The organism is Bacillus sanguinis (assembly GCF_018332475.1).
Taxonomy (GTDB): Bacteria; Bacillota; Bacilli; order Bacillales; family Bacillaceae_G; genus Bacillus_A; species Bacillus_A sanguinis.
In genome coordinates, this window is sequence record NZ_BOQB01000343.1 from 1 (window position 1) to 20,723 (window position 20,723).

Consider the following 20,723-nt stretch of genomic DNA (forward strand, 5'->3'; position numbering starts at 1 on the left):
CTGACTCTTCTTTATTATTCTCACATTCTTTCTTTCTCTTGAAAGTAACTAATATTATCCCGAAGCCACTTTCGCTCTGACATAAATAAGTTCCCTCGTTTTGTATATACTTTATCAAACGTCTTTAAAACTTCTTCACAATCAACAAACTTATGTAAATAGCGAAGCGCGATGATGATCTCTGATTGATCAGTAGGCTCTACTTCATTTTTACGTCTTCTAGAAACAACTTTAGTTACACGTTCGCAAATTGGCTTAATCGCCATTTCATCTCCATATGCATAAATAGCTCGAATGGCCTCATATTGCACCATGACATTTCTATCAGCTAAAGCATCAATATAAACTATTTGTAAGTCTGTTCTTCCGATTTCTGCTAAAGTCTCAATAGCTGCTGAACGAATATACGCACTATCGCAGTGTAAAAGTTTCGTTAAAGGTAGAATTGATCGCTTTGTTCCAATCTCATATAAAGTGGCACATATATTTACAATATCATCTCGATTCTCTTCCACTGTAAGTAACTTCAATAAAGCATCTTCTGCTCCCAACGATTTACACAACTTTAAAGCGATGACAGCAGAATAACGAACTCCACTATTTTTATGATATATGTAAGGAATAATTTTATGCGCATTGCTTGCTTCAGATAATTTACTTAAATCTATAAGCATGCTATTTAACACTATCCTGCTTTCTTCAATTTCTAACCGATCTATCAAATAATCTGCAATATACATCTCTTTAGTATTTATTGCAAGTTGTGTAATTAAAAAATAAAGGTTTGTTTTTATATATACTTTTCGTGCTTCCATTACTTTCTCTTGCAAGCAAGAAAAAAGAGATACATCATTTAACTGCCTTGCTTCTTCATACGCACATTGCCGAATACCTACTTCTTCATCATCCATCCGCCTTAATAAATCAGCTATATACTCTTCCATCTCCTTCTCTCCCGTCCAAATGAAATCTATCTCTTTGCATTCTATATACGATAGACTACCATTTCAACAGAAAAAAGAGGATGCCACAGCATCCTCTCCTTCCCTATTCAACACAAGTAAACTGCGTCCAAGCTCCTACGTAATCTAGTAAGAATAACTCCTCTTCCGCAATTGTACCGACAATATTTTTCCGTTCATCTATCGGCATTTCCTTTAGAATGATTTGCAGTTCGCCTTTATACTTACCAAATGAGTTGTTACCAATTACAACTTGCCCTCTTTCCTGTAATACACTTTCGCGTACTGGGAAGTCATAGTCTTTGTACTTTTTACGCACTTCTGTAGAACGTACCATATATTCTGTTATATCGCCGCGTCTTACGTGTAATTCTTGCAGTGTCGCTCTCTTCTCTACTTCAGTCGCTTCGTCTACAAATTGTACTTTCAGCTGCAACATGTAACGATTTAAGTTTCCTAGTTTCTCTAACTCTTCTTCACTCGCATAAGCATTTCCGATAATCACATCATCAATAAGCCCTGTCGCCCATAAATGTTTCGCTTGTACTTCAATCGGTAAGTTACGATGTTGTTCTAACGTACATAATCCGTCATTAATATCCCATGGACCGATATCCGCTGCATGTGACGTAATAAAGGCTGCCGTGCGAATACCATGTTTTTTAAAGCGTTCACTACAGCGAATGAAATAATCATATGGCAGACCAGTGAATTTTTGCGGATAAAAGTTATGACAGCCAATTAAAGCTGGTTTATTCGCCTGGTGCGAAAGAATATTTTCTAAGTATGCAATATCGTTACTTACGTTTAGCTCAATTTTTAAGCCGTACGGATTATTCGTCATTTTCGCTTCTGTTAATCCGTCAAATCCTAGATCTAAACGAATACCGTCTGCACCTAATTCTGCGAAAAATGATAGATCGCTATAGCTAATACCAAGTTGATCAAATACTGCCGGAGCTACATCTAAAATAACTTCCATATTATTATCTTTTGCATGATTAATAATTTCTTTAAATTCAGCTACAATCTCTTCTTTCGGACGATTCACAGATAATAAACATGTGAATATTCTTGAAAAACCGTGGCGTGCCGCTGCCGAAATGTATGCCATATCTTGTTCTTTCGTTGAATGCTCTGGATAAAGTGAAATTCCTAATTTACGCTCCATGCTTTTGCATCTCCTTCACACGTTGTATTAATGCCATGCTCGTAAATCTATATTTTGCAGATAAACATGTTGCACATAAAATCGTTGGTACAATAATTACGTACGGTGATTGTAACCCGAACATTACATAAGCACCCATTGAACTACCAATAAATACAATTGATACGAGTAGTAAAACTAATAAAGATTTACTTTGTACCCATTTTGAATAATGTGCAATACACTGCCCCGCTACGAATGTAATTAAGATGATAATTGCTCCGAGCATTCTGTTTTCTCCTCTCCTGCTACTTGTTGTTTCTCATACATTTTGAAGAATGGATAGTAAATAACGAATGAGATAACAAAGTTAACAAGTACAAGTACACCAGCCATAATTGTCCAGTCCGTACTAATAATCGCTGCAATTGGTGCTAACATCGTAAATGGCAATTTCGCCATCATCATCGGAATCATACCTGAAACAACTGCGAAATATGATACTGTCGTTGTCACTAACGGTGTAATAACGAATGGAATAATTAAGATTGGATTCATTACAATTGGTGCCCCGAAAATAATCGGTTCGTTAATATTGAATAAACCTGGTACGAATGATAATCTACCTAATTCTTTTAGGAACTTAGATTTAGAGAACATAAACATAATAACTAAAGCTAACGTTGAGCCTGATCCACCGATCCATACGAACCATTGAATAAATTGCTCTGTAAATAAGTTTGGTAATTGATGTGCATTTCCTGTAGCTGTGAATACTTCCATATTTTCAAGAATTGCTGAATCCCACATCGGACGAATGATTGGTCCTAAAATCGCAGGGCCATGTATACCAAATGACCAGAAGAACACGATTAAGAATACTGTTAATAAACCGCCGAATAAATTATTTCCTACTAATACTGATTTTAGTGGTGCGATTAAATATGTGATTGTTGTATTTACATCAAATTTTAAACCGTAACGAATACCCCAGAATAGAAGAATAACGACTAAAGTTGGAATTAATGCTGCAAACGAATTTGAAACTGCTGGTGGTACACTATCTGGTAATTTAATTGAGATATTATGCTTAATCATAAAGTGATAAATTTCTACTGCAATCAATGCTGTAACAATTGCGCCGAATAAAGATGTTGCACTTAATGTTCCTACTGATATATATCTGCCTGCATCAATAACACCTGGTACAGCTTTCGTAATTTGAATTGGTTCAACTGATGCTAGTAAAAAGGCGAGTACAGATAGTAATCCTGCACTTAACTGATTGAGTTGATAAAAGTTCGCGAGCGAAGCCCCTACCCCAAATGCTGCGTATAACGCCATTAAACCTACTGTAAATCGGAATGGAATATCTAAAATATGGCGAAATGGTGCAATCCACTCCATATATGCATCAATTGGTAGGTTTAAAAAGATAACGAAAAATGATCCGACAATCGTTAACGGTAATGTAGAAATAACCCCATTTCGAATTGCTAGTAAATGTCGCTGTCCGGCAATCTTTTGTGTTGTTGGCATAATCTTTTGTTCCATAAAACTCATAAAACCATTCATCAAAACCCCTCCTCTTTCTCTTTACTACGAAAGAACAAAATAAAGTTATAACATTATAATGTTTATATTTAAAAAAATATAATTATGCTAAAACTAATTGTTCTGCTTGCTTCAATACTTTCAAACCATCACACATGCCATAATCTCGTTGATCTATAATCGCAACTGGTATATTGTATGAATTTGCAAGAGACTCTACGGCTGGAAATAAATATTTCACTTGCGGACCAATTAAAACAACATCAGCATTTTTTATTTCCAGTTTCACAAGTTCTGAATCAACTGCTTTAATTTTATAATCCTTACCTTGTTTCTTTGCCTCTTCTTGCATTTTTCTTACGACCATACTCGTTGACATACCTGCTGCACAACATAATAAAATGTACATCTTATACTGTCACTTTCTCTTCTACTCGTTTATGAAGAGTAATAAATTCTTCAGCAAGCTCTTTCACTGTAATTGCATTCATTAAATGATCTTGTGCATGCACTAACAGTAAACTGATTTCTGCATGATTTCCTCTTGCTTCTTCTTGAATTAAATCCGTTTGAATACGATGAGCTGCTGAAATTTCTTCACTAGCAAGTACCATCTTTTCACTCGCATTCTCAAAATCTCCTTGTCTTGCAAAAGCGATTGCCTCAAGCGCCGCGCTTCTCGCGTTGCCACCATGTAAAATTAACGCAAATGGAGTTTGCATATCAGTCATTTTAAATTCCCCCAAGCTATCTTTTTTCTATATTGTTATCTTATTATGAAAACGCATACAATTAAACATAAAAAACTTCCGTTATGTAACGGAAGTTTTTATATACTTTTTTAAAACGATAGTAAAATCTCTTGAAACTCTTCAATACCTTCAGTGTGAGTTAGTTTCTCTATCGTATTTTGACTAGACATAATATCATATAAAAAATCATAAAGCCGTTGTAAATCTTCATTATTATTGCGCTTTACACTAAATAAAATAATTACTTGTACTTTTTTATCTCCCCAATCAACAGCCTTTTCAAGTGTACAAAACATCAAAAATGTTTTCTCACTTAATAATTGCATTGGATGAGGAATCGCAACTAAATTTCCAACTGCTGTAGGTGATGTATTCTCTCTTTCTATAACAGAATCATAGAAGTTTTCTGGTACATAGTTTTTCTCAGCAGCTTTCTCACATAAAAACTGGATAACCTCTTCTTTCGTAGAAGCGCTATGATTTAAAAAGATTAAATCTTCCTTTATATACTGTTGCACACTAGTATTCACATGCGTAAACAACTGCTGACCGATTGACTTAATCTCTTTATCATCAAATATTGAATTCACTTTTATAACAGGAACAGGCAAACCACTCGGTATATGAATCGTACTAATAATACAATCTATTTTATCTTTATAAAGGTCTTCCACTTTCAATTGATAATAACCTGTAATTCCCACAATCTCTAATTTATCTCGGAACTGTGATAAAATTTTATATTTCAATAGCTGGGCGCTTCCTTGACCAGTCGCACAAACTAATAAACATCTTTTCTTTTGATTCTGTTCCTGTAAACGACTTATCGCTCCTCCAAAGTGAATCGCAATATAACCAATTTCACTTTCCGGAATCGATTCTCCCGTATATTCACCAATTATATCTCCAACGAGAACCGCAATTTCAAAAGCATACGGATAATTTTTTTTCACTTCTGCCAAAAGAGGATTTCTCGTATTTAACTTATACTTCAAACGGTTTAATAACGTTTTTAAATGAACACCAAATCCAAATAATAATTCTTCATCATAATAAAAAATAAGATTCCGTTCTTCCGCTACTTTAAAAAGAATATGTTGCATGAATGCATATAAATCTTTCCCTAATAATTCTTCCACATTTTCATAACGATCCTTCGCGGTAACAGCAGTACTTAATAAGTGCATTGTCACATATAAAACTTCTTCCTCTGGAAATGAAAGATGCAACTCTTTCTCTAAATCCCCTACAATCTCTTTCGCAATGGTATATTCTTTCTTTATGATAAGTTCAGCTTGCTCTTTATTTAGCCCTTTCATATAATGTTGATCTTCACAACGCTTTAATGCGATTGCAATATGAATGACTAAATTATCAATTTCTATATCTGATAAATATATCGTTCCTCCCTCTATATACTTTAATATAACCGAACGGATAAGCGGTATATGCGGTAACGATACATATGTATCACTCTGCTCAAATTGCTCATGAAACGGCGTATGGTCATAACGCGGTAAACCATATTGTGATAAACAAGAACGAATATGAAACTCCTCTCCCACAATACGTATACCATAATACGGTCTCTTTTCAATTTTTAATTTATAACGACCACATATATCTGTAACATCTTTCATAATTAAATTTACAGTCGATTTACTCACATAAATCTCCTCTGCTAACTGTGAAAGCTTCACATATCCCTCTGTCGTTAAAATACGTTGCAGAATGTACGCTATCCTTTCTTCATAAGAAGTTGGGATCTTTTCAGTCTGTTTTTGAAATAGGCTCAAGCAAAACTCTTCAAACTTCTTCGTTTGTATAATTTCTAGTTCGTATCCAGTCCCTCTTTGCGATTCAATTTTCGCTCCGTTTTCTTCCAATATATCATTTAATAATTTTATATCTTTTTGAATCGTCTTCGTTGATACATGTAAACGGCTCGCTAAAAAAGCTCGATTTAACATCGATTTCTCTTCTAAAAACTCTTCTAAAATAGAAATTAATCGCTGATGCACCTTTGTCATGGCTCTTCCTCTCGCTCTATATATAAAAAGGAAAAAGCTGCTGAAGTCAGTAGTTTTTTCCTTTTTTATTTAATCTATTTCTTTAATGTAAATCCGAATTTATCCCATGCTTGTAAATAATCTAATAAGAAAATTTCTTCTTCCACAATTCGGCCAACTACATTTGTTTTTCCTGTATTCACCATATCTTTTAAAGCAATTTGCAATTCACCTTTATATTGGCCATATTGCTCATTATCAATTAGAAGATCGCCACGCTTAATTTCACGTGTATTATGAGGTTTAAACTCTTCCTTTTTATATTTCACACGGCTTTGTGTAGAGCGAATCATATATTCAGATACATCCCCACGATAAAAATGAGGTTCGTCTAATACGATAATTTTTTCTAGTTCTGTCGTTGTATCATATAACTCTATATCAAATGTTTGTTTCTCTTTATTTAATGCACCTAGTGCTTGTAATTCTTCTTCTGATGCATACGCATTCGCAATAATAACATCATCAATTAATTCTGTCGCAAATAAATGCTTCGCTTGTGTTGTCATCGGTAATTCACGATGCTGCTCTAACGTACATAAGCCTTCTGTTACTGGCCAAGGTCCGTATGTTGCATCAAATGATGAAATAAAAGCAGCCGTTCTCATACCGTAATCTTTAAATTGTTTCGAGCATTTAATAAAATGATCGTATGATAATCCTGAATAACGATGTGGATAAAAATTATGGCAACCAATTAAATTTTCACGGTTTGGTCTATGGCTCATAATGTTATCTACATATTTCGTACCGTTACTCATATTAATTTCAATTTTTAAGCCGTATGGATTGTAAGTCATAATCGATTCTTCTAAACCAGAGAAACCGACATCTAAACGAATACCATACGCACCGAGTTCATGGAAGAACGATAAATCATTATACGAAATACCTAATTGTGTAAAGACAGACGGACTAATATCAACTAATACTTGGAACCCTAATGCATTTGCATGAGAGATCGTTTCTTTAAACTCTTCTATAATTTTCTCTTTTTCACCATCTACAGATAATAAACATGTGAATATACGAGTAAATCCGTATTTACTTGCTAATGTTATATAATCCTTATCTTTCTCTACTGTTGAATGTTCTGGATAAATAGAAATACCTAATCGTCTCATATGTACACGCCTCTTTCTTCATCATATTGTAAACCTTTTCAAATATATGTAGCGAAAAAGTATGTATCCCCTTCTCTTCCACTACCTTTTGAATCCGCTTTCGTTAAAGAAAAAACAATTTCTATCATTCATAACAACTACTAGTCTATACATCTATACTTTACATCTTTTTTTCATAGTTGTGTAGTCTTTACACAAATTTGTCAGTTTTTTTACCTCGAAAATTGTTATACGTTTTCAAGGCACCTTCCTTGACTGTTACATTGACCAATACATATACTCGAAAGAAAAGAGAAATTTTATATAGGGGATGAATATATGGGAGAGGCAATACTCGTAAAACGAGAACCGTTATGGACGAAAGAATTTATGGCGCTAATTCTAGCAAACTTATGTATGTTTTTAGGGTTTCAAATGTTAATTCCAACTTTACCTGTTTATGTGAAAGAAATTGGTGGCACAAGTTCCAATATCGGATTTGTTGTCGGCATGTTTACCGTAGCGGCACTTTTTGTTAGACCGCTAACTGGAAACGCCCTACAGAAATTTAATAAAAAAATCATTTTAATGATCGGTACTGCTATTTGTTTACTCGCTATGGGTAGTTATCTTTTCGCTTCAACCGTTTTCCTATTGCTTGCCGTTCGAATTTTACACGGAGCTGGTTTTGGTATTACAACGACTACATATGGAACTGTCGTTTCAGATTTAATTCCGCAAGCTCGCCGCGGTGAAGGTATGGGATATTTCGGTCTTTCTGGAACGATTGCAATGGCGCTCGGTCCACTTATCGGACTTTGGCTTATGCAAACATATAACTTCACGATTCTTTTTTTATGTGCACTTTCCTGTACAATTGTTTCATTAATATTAACGAAACTACTTCAAATCAAAAAATCGCCGCAACCACCACAGCAAACATCTGGTACTTTTCTCGATGGATTTATTGAGCGCAAAGCTTTACTTCCTTCACTATTAATATTATGTATTACATTAATGTACGGAGGAATCGGGAGCTTTATTACATTATTTGCTACGGAAGTCGGAATTGCTGATATAAGCCTCTTCTTCTTATTTAATGCACTTGCAATTGCTGTCACTCGTCCGTTTTCTGGAAAGTTATATGATGCGAAAGGTCATGCATTTGTTATTATTCCAGGAGTTATTATTACGTTTACAGGTATTATTTTATTGTCGTATACAACTACCATTCCGAGTTTAATTATTGCAGCAGCATGCTACGGAAGTGGATTTGGAGCTATTCAGCCTGCACTACAAGCATGGATGATTGACCGAGTAGCACCGCACCGACGGGGAGTCGCAACAGCTACATTCTTCTCAGCATTTGACCTTGGAATTGGAGCTGGCGCAATTATATTTGGATTCATTGCACATTTTACAAATTACGCAACTGTATATCGCTATTCCTCTCTATTACTTATTGCTTTCCTATTCATTTACATTACAAGTATAAAAAAACAAAAACATGGAGATAAAAACAAGGAAAAAGCTGCTGGATAATTCAGTAGCTTTTTATTGTTTTAAAAGAATGGTTCTCCCTCATTTTGCTGTTATAAAACTACATGCATTTTCCTACATATTTTTTTAACTTTCATCAAAAAATATACGATGAACTCACAAATATTTCCCTTGATACACAAATGAACAACACTATTCCGAAGAGTGTGATTTCTTTACAAAATCATAATTTGAATAAGATAAAAACCAATTAAATCCAGCTATTTCTTTAAAGATTTGTAAACTTTTTATCCCTTTGTAAATTTAGTGTAAATTTTACTAATAAACCGTTTACAGTACCTCAAGGTTTAGTTAATAATTACATCGTACATGAAATTTAAGGAGTGGAATGCGTGGAATACAATGTTCAAGATATGATCTTCCAGTTCATTGGTGGATTAGGTATTTTCTTATTCGGGATTAAGTACATGGGCGATGGACTGCAACAAGCAGCTGGAGATCGTCTTCGCGATATTCTAGATCGCTTTACAACAAACCCACTGATGGGTGTACTAGCAGGTATGTTAGTTACTGTATTAATCCAATCAAGTTCAGGAACAACCGCTTTAACAGTCGGACTTGTAAGTGCCGGATTTATGACATTAAGACAAGCAATTGGTGTTATTATGGGTGCGAACATCGGAACGACAGTTACTGCATTTATTATCGGAATTAAAATCGGGGAATATGCTCTTCCAATTATGGCGGTTGGAGCAATCTTACTATTCTTCTTTAAAAATAAAAAAGTACATTCTTTAGGTCAAGTTATATTCGGGTTTGGTATGTTATTCTTCGGTTTAGAATTAATGAGCACAGGTATGAAGCCTCTTCGCTCTTTAGAATCATTCCAAGAATTAACGGTTAGCATGAGTGATAATCCAATTTTAGGTATTGTTGTTGGTACAGTCTTTACTTTAATTGTACAAAGTTCAAGTGCAACTATCGGTATTTTACAAGAACTATTCGGTCAAGGTGCAATCGATTTACAAGCTGCCCTTCCTGTATTGTTCGGTGACAACATCGGTACAACGATTACAGCTGTATTAGCAGCAATCGGTACTTCAATTGCTGCAAGACGTGCAGCATTAGTTCACGTTATCTTTAATATCGTCGGTACAATTATCTTTACAATTATATTAATACCTTTTACAAATTTAATTCTATACTTCCAAACATCATTAAACTTAAATCCAGAAATGACAATTGCATTTGCACATGGAACGTTTAACGTAACGAATACTATTATTCAATTCCCGTTCATTGCAGTATTAGCATGGATTGTAACAAAAATTATTCGCGGGGAAGATGCTGCTATTGATTTCAAACCGCAACATTTAAATCCAATCTTTATTGAGCAATCTCCAGCTATCGCTTTAACAGAAGCTCAAAAAGAAATCATCCGTATGGCTGAGTTTTCATTACATGGATTAAAAGAAGCAAACCAATTTTTAAATACACAAGACAAAAAACACGCTGATATGGCTACTCAATTAGAAGGAGCTATTAACAATTTAGATAAAAAAATTACCGAGTATTTAGTTCTACTATCAGAAAAACCACTTTCACCAACAGACTCAGAGAAACATTCTGTTCTAGCAGGTGTCGTTGGAGATATTGAACGTGTCGGTGATCATGTAGAAAACCTTGTAGAACTTGTTGATTTCCAAATTTCAAACCGCGTTTCCTTATCAGATGACGCACTAGCTGAACTAAATGAAATGCTTGAGTTAACAATTTCAACATTACAAGATGCAGTCGAAGCTTTAACAAACTTCGATACTGAATTAGCTCAAACTGTTATTGCTAAAGAACGTAAAATTGACCAAATGGAACGTGTTCTTCGTAAACGTCACGTATTACGTTTGAACGAACGTAGCTGCTCAGGTGATGCAAGTATCATCTTCGTTGATATGGTAAGTAACTTAGAGCGTATCGGTGATCACGCTGTAAATATTGCTGATGGTGTTTTAGGTGAACAAGGTAAAGTCAATTTAAAACAATCATTATAATTAGAAAAGAGACGCTAGTTTAAGCGTCTCTTTTTTCATTTTATATTTACAACCGTTCTTCCTTTTAACTTTCCTTGCAATATAAGTGTAAACTTCTCTTCTAACTCTTCTAATGTACATTCTTCTGCATAAGATAGTAACTCTTTATTTTTCCATTCACTCGCTAAAAGCGTCCATACATCTCTTCTCACATTCACTGGGCATTGCACAGAATCTATTCCTAAAAGACTTATGCCTCGCAAAATAAACGGATATACCGTTGTTTGCAATTCCTGCCCTGCCACATTACCGCATGTCGTTACACAACCACCATACTTTACCGTTTTTAAAGCTGTTTCTAGCATATGTCCACCTACAGTATCGATAACTCCTGCGTATATCCCTTTTAGCATTGGTCTTCCTGATTCATCATTCAACTCCGTACGATGAATCACTTTTTTCGCTCCTAGACGTAGTAACATCTCTTCCTCTTCCATTTTCCCTGTCGCCCCTACTACGTTAAATCCTAACTTACTTAAAATACTAACAGCTACACTCCCTACGCCGCCTGTGGCACCCGTTACTAAAACATCTCCCATATTAGGCGTTATGCCTGCTCGAATAAGCTTATATACCGATAAAGCAGCTGTAAAACCTGCTGTCCCGTACATCATACTTTCCTTTAATGACATTCCCTCTGGTAAAGGGATGATCCAAGATGCTGGCACGCGAATATATTCTCCGAAACCACCAGAAGTATTCATACCTAAATCATATCCCGTTACAATGACTTGATCTCCTACTTTAATAGTTTCATCTTTACTACTCACAACTTCTCCTGCTGCATCAATTCCTGGCGTATGAGGATACGTCCTCGTAACCCCTTTATTACCAATAGCAGAAAGCGCATCTTTATAATTTAATGAAGAATAATGAACCTGTATGAATACGTCCCCCTCAGGTAAACTACTTACTTCTCTCTCTACAACGTTTCTTACAAACTGCTTACTTTCCATTTCGTTCACAACGATTGCTCGGAATGATGTATGATTCATTATGCTCTCTCCTTTATCCGTCAAATTCTTCTTTATTATATAGAAGAAACAAGTAAACCTACTTATTTCTTCTTGGCTATATTTCAACAAATCTTACTTCTCTATCACTTTCTCACAATACATATTTTCATTTCTACTAAAAAAACTTATACTTATTCTATATCTTAAAAATAAAATATAGAAAATCTGACTTTTTATAAATAAATTGAATTTTTACGAAATGTAAATGATTTGTAATGTTTTTTTTCGCTAAATTTCATTATAATAAGTGGATATGAGTGTCGTATTTCAATCCAAATGAAGGAGTACAGGAAATGGAGCAAAACCCATCTTTGCAAGAAAATACACGCAGTAAACCGAAAAAAAGTAAGAAAAAAACAAAAATTATTATAAGCGTTATTCTATTCTTTTTAATAATAGGTGGCGGTTATACTTGGTTTTTAGTAAATAAAGCATCTTCTGCTGTTCGAAATGCCGCACACGATTTAGCGCGCGGTGATAAATCTGATTTACGTGATAAAGCTGTAAAACCTATTACAAATAACGTCTCTGTCTTAATCATGGGTGTTGATGAAAGCGATGTCCGTGGGAAAGAATATGGTGAAGCTATAAGAACGGATGCACTATTACTTGCAACGTTTAATAAGGATAGCAAAACTGTAAAACTATTAAGTATTCCACGAGATACATATGCTTATATTCCAGTGGAAAAGAAAAAAGATAAAATTACACACGCTCATGCATACGGTTCTACTAAAAACGGAAAAGATGGTGGACCACAAGCAAGTATTGATGCAGTTGAAAAATTACTAAATGTTCCTGTTGATTACTTTGTAAAGTTTAACTTTAAATCATTTATGAAAATTGTCGATGATTTAGGCGGCATTGAAGTCGATGTACCGGTTGAATTTACTGAACAAGATAGTAATGATACTGCTGATGCAATTCACTTAAAGAAAGGTGTTCAAAAGCTGAATAGTGAAGAAGCTCTTGCTCTTGCTAGAACGCGCCACATCGATAGTGATGCAATGCGTGGGCAACGTCAACAGCTCGTTATTGAAGCAATTTTACACAAACTAACAAACGTTGGATCTGTAACAAAAGTTGGTAACATCATTGATGATATTAACGGACAATTCGTTACAAACTTAACATTCGATGATATGCTTTCATTCTATAAGTATGGATCGGATTCAGAAATTGAGAAATTGCAACTTCAAGGTGAAGACTGCTATATGGCAAAAGGTGACGATACATGTAGCCAATCTGCTGGTGGTGGCCGAACATATTACTACAATCCAGATAAAAAAGAATTAGCAAAAGTTACAAACAATCTTCGTGCTCACCTTGGATTACCTGCATATACAAAAACAGAATCTGATTCAAAGAAAACAAACTCAGAAAAAACAAAAGAATCTAAGTCTGAAAATTCAAGTGAACGCGAATCAAGTAACAATGAATCTAAAAATAAGAATAAAAATAGTAGTGAAGACACAGAAACATCGTCTAACGACAATGAATAAAAAAGAAGCAGTTCTCTATGGAGGTAGAGTACTGCTTCTTTTATTTCTTCACTTTTAAAAATCAGAACTTTCTAACTATCTTTTTTAATATTTTTAAATTATAATAAATAGTAGCAATCTATTCCAATTATCAGGGGGCTCATACATATGAAAGCTGCAGTAAAACATAACATCTCAGATTTTAAAGACTACTTAAAATCCAACGATATATACATGGAAGAAAATATAGATGAAAATGATGGTTCTGTTCATTTTTCAGTAGGGTTAGAGACAGAAGCTGGCGCAAAAATTCAACTGATCGCTGCTTTCCAAAACGAACATCCTACTGTAGATATATACTGCTTCAATGTTGCTCACGTACCGGATACAACAGCAACAAATGATATTTTGCACGTTATCAATGAATTAAACACATCTTATCGATTTGCAAAATTCACATTAAACAAGCAAAATGCAATTGATATTTCAGCATCACTTGCATTCTCAGAGCCAAACTTTAATCCCGCACTTGTATTTGAACATACGAGAATGCTATATAAATTAGCAAATGACGAATATAAAAACTTAATGAAAGTTATTTGGGCATAAATAAAAGGATGGGCTGCAAGCAGCGCCATCCTTTTATTTCAATAACATATCAATCCACATCTTAACAGCAGTTCCTACAATCAAAATCGATAACATATATTGCAATGCTTTTTGATTGATCCTCTTCCCAACTCGTGCTCCAAGCGGCGCAGCAAAGATACTTGCAATCGCAATAGTAAGAGCTGGAATTACAACTACTTGCCCAGTTATTACTTTTCCAGTCGTAATCCCTACTGAGGAGATAAACGTAATAGCAATAGATGTTGCTATTGTTGTACGTATCGGCAATTTTAAAATAACTAGCATAATCGGAACTAATAAGAAAGAACCTCCAGCTCCTATAATGCCTGATGCTCCGCCTACAATAAATGCTAACAAGCTTGCTAACCATTTATTATATTCCACTTCATCACCATTATTTCGTTTCGGTACGAACATCATAATAGCAGCAATTGTTGCTAACGCTGCATAAACAACATTGACCGTATGTTCCTCTAATACGTTAGCACCAAAACTCCCTATGAAACTTCCTATTAATATACTAGCTCCCATATACATAACTAGCGTTTTATCCATATCATTACTTTTCCGATAGGCCCATGCCCCTGCAAAAGTTGCAAAGAATACTTGCACCGCTGTAATGCCACTCACTTCATGTGACGTATAGCCCGTAAATCCTAGCAATACCGGAATGTATAGGATCATCGGATAATTAATAATCGCACCGCCAATCCCAACCATTCCTGATATAAACGATCCTATAAACCCAATTATAAAAAGTAATACGACTAAACTCACCTTATATCCCCCGCCTTCTAAAAAGAAGGTGATTTAAATGAATAAGTTTACATTCCCATCCGAAGCATCTGCTAAATAAGCTCCTACTCCTGCAAACTCTACCCCTTCCATAATCTCTTCCTCTTTTAACCCTAATAAATCTACCGTCATTTGACAAGCGACAAGTTTAATCCCCTGTTCTTTCGCCAAATCCATTAAATCTGGTAAAGGCATCGCATTATGTTTTTTCATAATACCTTTAATCATCTTTGGTCCCATACCAGCAAAATTCATTTTTGATAATCCCATCTTATCCGCACCGCGTGGCATCATCTTTCCAAACACTTTTTCTATAAAAGTTTTCTTTACCTTCACAGGTTCATCTTTCCTTAAAGCGTTTAATCCCCAGAAAGTATGAAAAATAGTTACCTCTTGATCGTACGCCGCTGCACCATTTGCAATAATATAAGCAGCCATCGCTTTATCATAATCTCCACTAAACAAAACGATTGTTGTTTTCTTCTGTTGTTCCATGTTGTTCTCCCTCCGATTACCTATAGGGGTATTTATTTGTTTATAAAAAGGCTCAAATCACTTACTTCACTATATGACTTTACCTTCCCACGCTAACATACCACCTACCATATTGATCACTCGAAAACCGTAACCTTCTAAAAACTGAACTGCCCTTGCACTTCTCCCGCCTGAACGGCAAACGATAATATATTCCTGATTTTTATTTAACTCATGCATACGAAATTCTAACAGTCCTAGTGGAATGTTACATGCTTCTGGAATTTTCCCTTCAGCTACTTCTTCTACTTCACGTACGTCTACGATATTCACTGCTTCTTTACGTAACAATTTTTCCTCTACTTCTTTCGCTGTTATTTCTTTCATCTTGATACTCCTTCCTTACAAAGCGTTCATACCGCCTGAAACATTGATAACGTGCTGAAACCCTAATTTCCTTAATACTTTTGCTGCTTGCTTACTTCTCATCCCGCTCTGACAAATAACGATTACTTCTTTATTCTTATCTAACTGATTTGTCTTACTCGCTAACTCATTTAGCGGGATATTTTGAAATCCTTTCATATGATTTCCTCTATATTCACCTACTGTGCGCACATCGATAAAGTACTTTCCCTGTTTTCCTACTATACTTTTTAATTCTTTTCCGTTTATATTTTGAACACCTTTCACAGGTAAAAAGCGTGAAATAACAAACCATGCAGCAAGTACAATGAAAAGCGTACTTAATATTGAGTTCATATAACCAACCTCTCTACATTTATAAAAATACTATGCCTTCTTGATCCAAAACTTCAGCACATCGCCTTCCTCTTCACTCTTTACGATGTCATGGCCACTTTTATTTGCCCACGCTGGAATATCTTTCACTGATCCTTTATCCGTTACCTGTACTTCTAACACTTCTCCAGTTTGCAAAGTATCCATCGCTCTCTTCGTTCTTACAATCGGCATTGGACATGCTAAATCTTTCGCATCTAATACTTGTTTTACATTCATCATCTATTCCTCCACTTTTCATTTATTTTATTATTCATGAACTGCACAACGATTTGGACCAATCTCCATTTCACGCTCTTCATCTACACTCGGGTGAATTTTACCCATATTGGTTTGACGGATTTCTTCATATGCATTTGGCTGAGGTGGTAAATTCTCTGTTACAACTTTACGGAACTCTCCCTCATCCTCAATATTTAATCCAGCATTATGCTCAAATAAATCTTTTAATTTTGCACTAACAATACCACTTTCGTCCATTTCACTTATTTTTGAATAATGAGCCGGTAACACAATTAAACTTTGAGATAGTTCTTTATATCGGCTATACAAAGTATTACGTAAATCACTTACCCAATCTTCAGCTTTCCCAGCAAGATCTGGACGCCCGATTGAATCTACAAATAAAATATCGCCTGATAATAAATAGGAATCATCTACAATAAATGATGTACTTCCAATCGTATGCCCCGGTGAGTATAACGCATCAATTTCAATTTTAGTACCCCCCACCGTAATAACAGATCCTTCTACAAGCGGTTCATATGAGAAGACGACTTCATCAGCATCTTTTGGAGGTAACCAATACGTACCACCGACTTTTTCAGCTAACTTACGCCCTCCAGAAATATGGTCTGCATGTAAGTGTGTATCCATTACATTCGTAATCGTAACAGCATGCTCTTTCGCAAATTCTTCGTACGCTTCAACTGTTCTTACTGCATCAATAACTGCTGCTTCACTATTTGAAACGACCATATAAGATAAACAGCCTTTTCCAAGGCGGTTAAACTGGTACATACTTCCGCCATTTTTTAAATCTCCAACTTTTATAGGCTTTACATATTCACTCCAAGCCTTCATACCACCAGCTAAATAATAAATATTTTCTAACCCAGCCTCCGTTAACTGCTCTGCCACAAATATAGAAGACCCTTCTTTTGCACATACTACTAAAACATCTTTATCTTTAGGTAGTTCACTTACAATATGATCTACACCCTCTAATAAATCAAAGTACGGCACATTCATTGAAATAACTTCTTTCCCTTCAATTTTCCAATCTTCATAATCCGTTTCATTACGAACGTCTAAAATGAATAACTCTCCGAATAAAACTTTCTCTGCCACATCTTTTGCTTGTAATGATTTAATGCTCATCTTCTTACCCCCTGAGGTATATTTTTATTTAAAAAAATTTAATTCGTTATATTCCCTTGCCACTCTAACATACCTGGAATGACATTTTTCACATTTGCATAACCTTTCTCTTTCAACATATGGCAAGCAACATCACTACGGTTACCAGTTCGGCAAACAACATAAATTTGCTTCGTCTGATCTAAAGCTGCACTGTCTAACTCTCCTAACGGCATCGAAATGGCCGATGGAATATGACCAAAGGCGAATTCCGCTGCTTCTCGAACATCTAATACAATACACTCTTCATCACTTAATAATACCTCTTCTAACTCCGTATTCGTAATTGTATGAGGATACTTTGCTACTTCATTCACTTCATGCTCATGTGCTTTCCTAACATAATGCATCAAAACATCGGCCTCTTGTTTCGTCCCGATATATTGATGTCCTACTTTATTCGCCCAACTTTGTATGTCTACTGTAGACCCTTTATCTGTTGCTTTAATTTCAATCACTTGTCCTGACGCCAATCCTTGTATCGCCTTCTTCGTTTTCACAATCGGCATCGGACAAGCCAAACCTTTGCAATCTAAACTCATATCCACTTTTATACTCATAGTCGATTCCTCCACAATTTATATACATATACCTGTAGGGGTATAATAAAATTTTTTTGAAAATCTGTCAACACTTACGTTTGACAGATTATCGGCTTTTTACAAGTAATTGAACAGCTTCTTTAATTAATTCTTCATTTGAACCATTACCACTTTCAAACTGTTCACGTAAACATTGCTCTAAATTTGTTCCCACAACAAGTCCAATTGTACGATCAAGTGCAGAACGAGATGCCGTTAACTGTGTAATAACCTCTCGACAATCTTTTCCTTCTTCCATCATACGAAGCACACCACGAACTTGACCTTCAATACGTTTTAATCTATTTTTCATATCTTGATTATATTCCATTCTATAATCACCTCATTACCATTATGTCACTATTTATAACTTATGACAATATACTATACCCTATAGGGTATTTTGTAAACCCCTATTTTTAATTTTTATCTTATACATTCACAAAAAACAAAGTGAAACCTTCATCTATAGGCTTTCATCTTCCACCAAATTTTGAAGTGGAAGATGAAAAAATATCAATATACAATACGGTCTCGTAATACTGTCCCATACAATTTAAAGCCACCATCTACATTTTTTACCTTATATCCTTTTTCCATTAACATGCGTGCTGCAACATACCCTCTCATACCGAGTTGACACGTAATATATATATCTTTATCTACTGGCACTTCATCCAAACGATCACGTAATTCATCTAACGGAATATTAATAGAGCCTTTAATCATTCCTTGCTTTAGTTCATTAGGCTCTCGAACATCAATAAGATATCCACCATTTTCAACAATACGATCTATCTCATGCCATTGTACTGTGTCCACAAAACCATCTACTATATTACTTGCCGCATACCCTACCATGTTTACTGGATCTTTTGCAGAAGAATAAGGCGGTGCATATGATAATTCTAAATCTGGCAAATCAATTACAGTTAAATTTGCTTTTATTGCCGTTGCAATAACATCCATACGCTTATCTACACCGTCACGTCCTAACGCCTGTGCTCCATAAATTTTTCCGCTATCTTTACTAAAAATTAATTTTATTAGTACTGGCGTAGCATTCGGATAGTACCCGGCATGAGAATTTGCCTGCACATGTACTACCTCATAGGGTATATTTAATCGTTTTAATATTTTCTCATTTACTCCAGTCGAAGCAACTGTTAAATCAAAAACTTTAGCTACAGAAGTTCCGAGCGTACCTTTATATAAAGAATCCGTATGACCATGAATAATATCTGCTAACATACGACCTTGACGATTAGCAGGCCACGCTAACGGAATCATCGTTTCTGTTTCAGTAACAAAATCCTTCACTTCAATCGCATCACCAATTGCATATATATGTGGGTCCGACGTTTGAAATTTCTCATTTACTTTTATCGTTCCTCTAACTCCTAACGCTAATCCTGCATCCTTCGCTAAACTACTCTCTGGTTGTACACCAATTGCTAAAATAATCATATCTGTTTTTATAATTGAACCACTTTTTAAGCGTATAACAGTCCCGTTCTCTTCTAATGCATCTACACCATCTTCAAAAACAAGCTCAACATTGTGCTTTTTCAAATGCTCATGTACATATGCTGCCATTTCATAATCGATTGGTGGCATTACTTGATTTGCCATCTCTACAAGCGTAACATCAATTCCTCGTTCTCTTAAATTTTCAACCATTTCAACTCCAATAAATCCGCCACCAATAACCGTCGCATGACGTGGTTTCTTCTCATCAATATACGCTTTAATACGATCAGTATCCGGTACATTTCGTAACGTAAACAGTGCCTTCGCTTCTTCAATACCCGGAATAGGTGGAACGATTGGTTTTGCCCCTGGTGAAAGAATTAAAATATCATATTCCTCGTTATATGTTTCATTTGTCGTTACATTCTTTATAGTAATTGTTTTCTCTTCTTTATTAATCTGTACTACTTCACTCAATACACGTATATCTAAATTAAAACGCTTTGACATTCTTTCAACAGTTTGTACTAATAATTTTTGTCTTTCTGTAATGACGCCGCCAATATAGTATGGTAACCCACAATTTGCGAATGAAATATACTCACCGCGCTCCACCATAATAATTTCATCATCTTCACTTAATCGACGAAGCCTTGCAGCTACTGATGCCCCGCCCGCAACTCCGCCTACTACAACTATTTTTCTAGACATATTTTAAACCTCCATAGTATTTAATTTTCTCAAATATTACAAAAACCTATACCTGTATGGGTATATGATAAATTATAAAAAAGTTAATTTCAATCAATATGTCTTTCTTTCACAAATTTGAAACAAATAAAGTGAAACTTTAATCAGTGGGGGTTTTGTTCATCTCCC

General features: G+C 35.2%; 22 protein-coding genes. 4 read left to right on the forward strand and 18 right to left on the reverse strand.

Annotated elements, in window-relative coordinates; translation table 11 throughout:
* Positions 1-20 precede the first annotated feature (20 nt).
* From KI369_RS25525 to KI369_RS25560, 8 genes are all read right to left on the reverse strand, one after another.
* Positions 21-944 (reverse strand): HEAT repeat domain-containing protein, encoded by a 924-nt coding sequence (locus tag KI369_RS25525; RefSeq protein WP_212958156.1) that lies wholly within the window; start codon positions 942-944, stop codon positions 21-23.
* Between the two features lie 103 nt (positions 945-1,047).
* Entirely contained in the window at positions 1,048-2,133 is a 1,086-nt protein-coding gene (locus KI369_RS25530) for a DUF871 domain-containing protein (protein WP_212958158.1), read from the reverse strand.
* Complete coding sequence (locus KI369_RS25535) at positions 2,123-2,401, reverse strand: hypothetical protein (protein ID WP_212958160.1); 279 nt, start codon at positions 2,399-2,401, stop codon at positions 2,123-2,125. The genes KI369_RS25530 and KI369_RS25535 overlap by 11 nt, the downstream gene beginning before the upstream one ends.
* Positions 2,377-3,687, reverse strand: coding sequence for a PTS sugar transporter subunit IIC (locus tag KI369_RS25540; protein ID WP_212958162.1), 1,311 nt, complete (start codon positions 3,685-3,687; stop codon positions 2,377-2,379). The genes KI369_RS25535 and KI369_RS25540 overlap by 25 nt, the downstream gene beginning before the upstream one ends.
* A gap of 82 nt (positions 3,688-3,769) precedes the next feature.
* The gene (locus KI369_RS25545) at positions 3,770-4,075 is read right to left on the reverse strand and encodes a PTS sugar transporter subunit IIB (RefSeq protein ID WP_212958164.1); all 306 of its coding nucleotides are present in this window, start codon (positions 4,073-4,075) and stop codon (positions 3,770-3,772) included.
* A 1-nt stretch (position 4,076) separates the two neighbouring features.
* Positions 4,077-4,397, reverse strand: a complete 321-nt coding sequence (locus KI369_RS25550) for a PTS lactose/cellobiose transporter subunit IIA (protein WP_212958166.1) — start codon at positions 4,395-4,397, stop codon at positions 4,077-4,079.
* 110 nt (positions 4,398-4,507) lie between these two features.
* Positions 4,508-6,448 carry a BglG family transcription antiterminator gene (locus KI369_RS25555; protein WP_212958168.1) on the reverse strand — a complete coding sequence of 647 codons (1,941 nt, stop codon included), beginning with the start codon at positions 6,446-6,448 and terminating at the stop codon, positions 4,508-4,510.
* 74 nt (positions 6,449-6,522) lie between these two features.
* Positions 6,523-7,611 carry a DUF871 domain-containing protein gene (locus tag KI369_RS25560; protein ID WP_212958170.1) on the reverse strand — a complete coding sequence of 363 codons (1,089 nt, stop codon included), beginning with the start codon at positions 7,609-7,611 and terminating at the stop codon, positions 6,523-6,525.
* A gap of 318 nt (positions 7,612-7,929) precedes the next feature.
* On the opposite strand from KI369_RS25560, the gene KI369_RS25565 reads away from it, so the two are divergent.
* Positions 7,930-9,132, forward strand: coding sequence for an MFS transporter (locus tag KI369_RS25565; RefSeq protein ID WP_212958172.1), 1,203 nt, complete (start codon positions 7,930-7,932; stop codon positions 9,130-9,132).
* Positions 9,133-9,482: 350 nt separating this feature from the next.
* Complete coding sequence (locus KI369_RS25570; protein WP_212958174.1) at positions 9,483-11,138, forward strand: Na/Pi cotransporter family protein; 1,656 nt, start codon at positions 9,483-9,485, stop codon at positions 11,136-11,138.
* A gap of 35 nt (positions 11,139-11,173) precedes the next feature.
* On the opposite strand, the gene KI369_RS25575 is transcribed toward KI369_RS25570, so the two are convergent.
* The gene (locus KI369_RS25575; RefSeq protein WP_212958176.1) at positions 11,174-12,172 is read right to left on the reverse strand and encodes a YhdH/YhfP family quinone oxidoreductase; all 999 of its coding nucleotides are present in this window, start codon (positions 12,170-12,172) and stop codon (positions 11,174-11,176) included.
* A gap of 314 nt (positions 12,173-12,486) precedes the next feature.
* Here KI369_RS25575 and KI369_RS25580 point away from each other — a divergent pair, with 314 nt between their 5' ends.
* Entirely contained in the window at positions 12,487-13,695 is a 1,209-nt protein-coding gene (locus KI369_RS25580; protein WP_212958178.1) for an LCP family protein, read from the forward strand.
* A gap of 147 nt (positions 13,696-13,842) precedes the next feature.
* Positions 13,843-14,283, forward strand: a complete 441-nt coding sequence (locus KI369_RS25585; RefSeq protein WP_212958180.1) for a hypothetical protein — start codon at positions 13,843-13,845, stop codon at positions 14,281-14,283.
* 33 nt (positions 14,284-14,316) lie between these two features.
* Here the strand turns inward: KI369_RS25585 and KI369_RS25590 are convergent, their stop codons facing one another.
* The 9 genes from KI369_RS25590 to cdr all read right to left on the reverse strand — a co-directional run bounded on the left by KI369_RS25590 (position 14,317) and on the right by cdr (position 20,555).
* Positions 14,317-15,081, reverse strand: a complete 765-nt coding sequence (locus KI369_RS25590) for a sulfite exporter TauE/SafE family protein (RefSeq protein WP_212958182.1) — start codon at positions 15,079-15,081, stop codon at positions 14,317-14,319.
* Between the two features lie 33 nt (positions 15,082-15,114).
* Entirely contained in the window at positions 15,115-15,594 is a 480-nt protein-coding gene (locus tag KI369_RS25595) for a DsrE/DsrF/DrsH-like family protein (RefSeq protein WP_212958184.1), read from the reverse strand.
* Positions 15,595-15,663: 69 nt separating this feature from the next.
* The gene (locus tag KI369_RS25600) at positions 15,664-15,960 is read right to left on the reverse strand and encodes a rhodanese-like domain-containing protein (RefSeq protein ID WP_212958186.1); all 297 of its coding nucleotides are present in this window, start codon (positions 15,958-15,960) and stop codon (positions 15,664-15,666) included.
* Between the two features lie 15 nt (positions 15,961-15,975).
* Positions 15,976-16,335, reverse strand: coding sequence for a rhodanese-like domain-containing protein (locus tag KI369_RS25605; RefSeq protein WP_212958188.1), 360 nt, complete (start codon positions 16,333-16,335; stop codon positions 15,976-15,978).
* A gap of 30 nt (positions 16,336-16,365) precedes the next feature.
* Positions 16,366-16,596 carry a sulfurtransferase TusA family protein gene (locus KI369_RS25610; RefSeq protein WP_031302274.1) on the reverse strand — a complete coding sequence of 77 codons (231 nt, stop codon included), beginning with the start codon at positions 16,594-16,596 and terminating at the stop codon, positions 16,366-16,368.
* Between the two features lie 27 nt (positions 16,597-16,623).
* A complete protein-coding gene (locus KI369_RS25615) occupies positions 16,624-17,754 on the reverse strand; it encodes an MBL fold metallo-hydrolase (RefSeq protein ID WP_212958190.1) in 1,131 nt (376 codons plus the stop codon).
* 38 nt (positions 17,755-17,792) lie between these two features.
* A complete protein-coding gene (locus tag KI369_RS25620) occupies positions 17,793-18,353 on the reverse strand; it encodes a sulfurtransferase TusA family protein (RefSeq protein ID WP_212958192.1) in 561 nt (186 codons plus the stop codon).
* A gap of 88 nt (positions 18,354-18,441) precedes the next feature.
* Positions 18,442-18,705, reverse strand: a complete 264-nt coding sequence (locus KI369_RS25625; protein WP_000456206.1) for a metal-sensitive transcriptional regulator — start codon at positions 18,703-18,705, stop codon at positions 18,442-18,444.
* A 185-nt stretch (positions 18,706-18,890) separates the two neighbouring features.
* Positions 18,891-20,555 carry a CoA-disulfide reductase gene (gene cdr / locus KI369_RS25630; protein ID WP_212958194.1) on the reverse strand — a complete coding sequence of 555 codons (1,665 nt, stop codon included), beginning with the start codon at positions 20,553-20,555 and terminating at the stop codon, positions 18,891-18,893.
* Between the last annotated feature and the right edge of the window lie 168 nt (positions 20,556-20,723).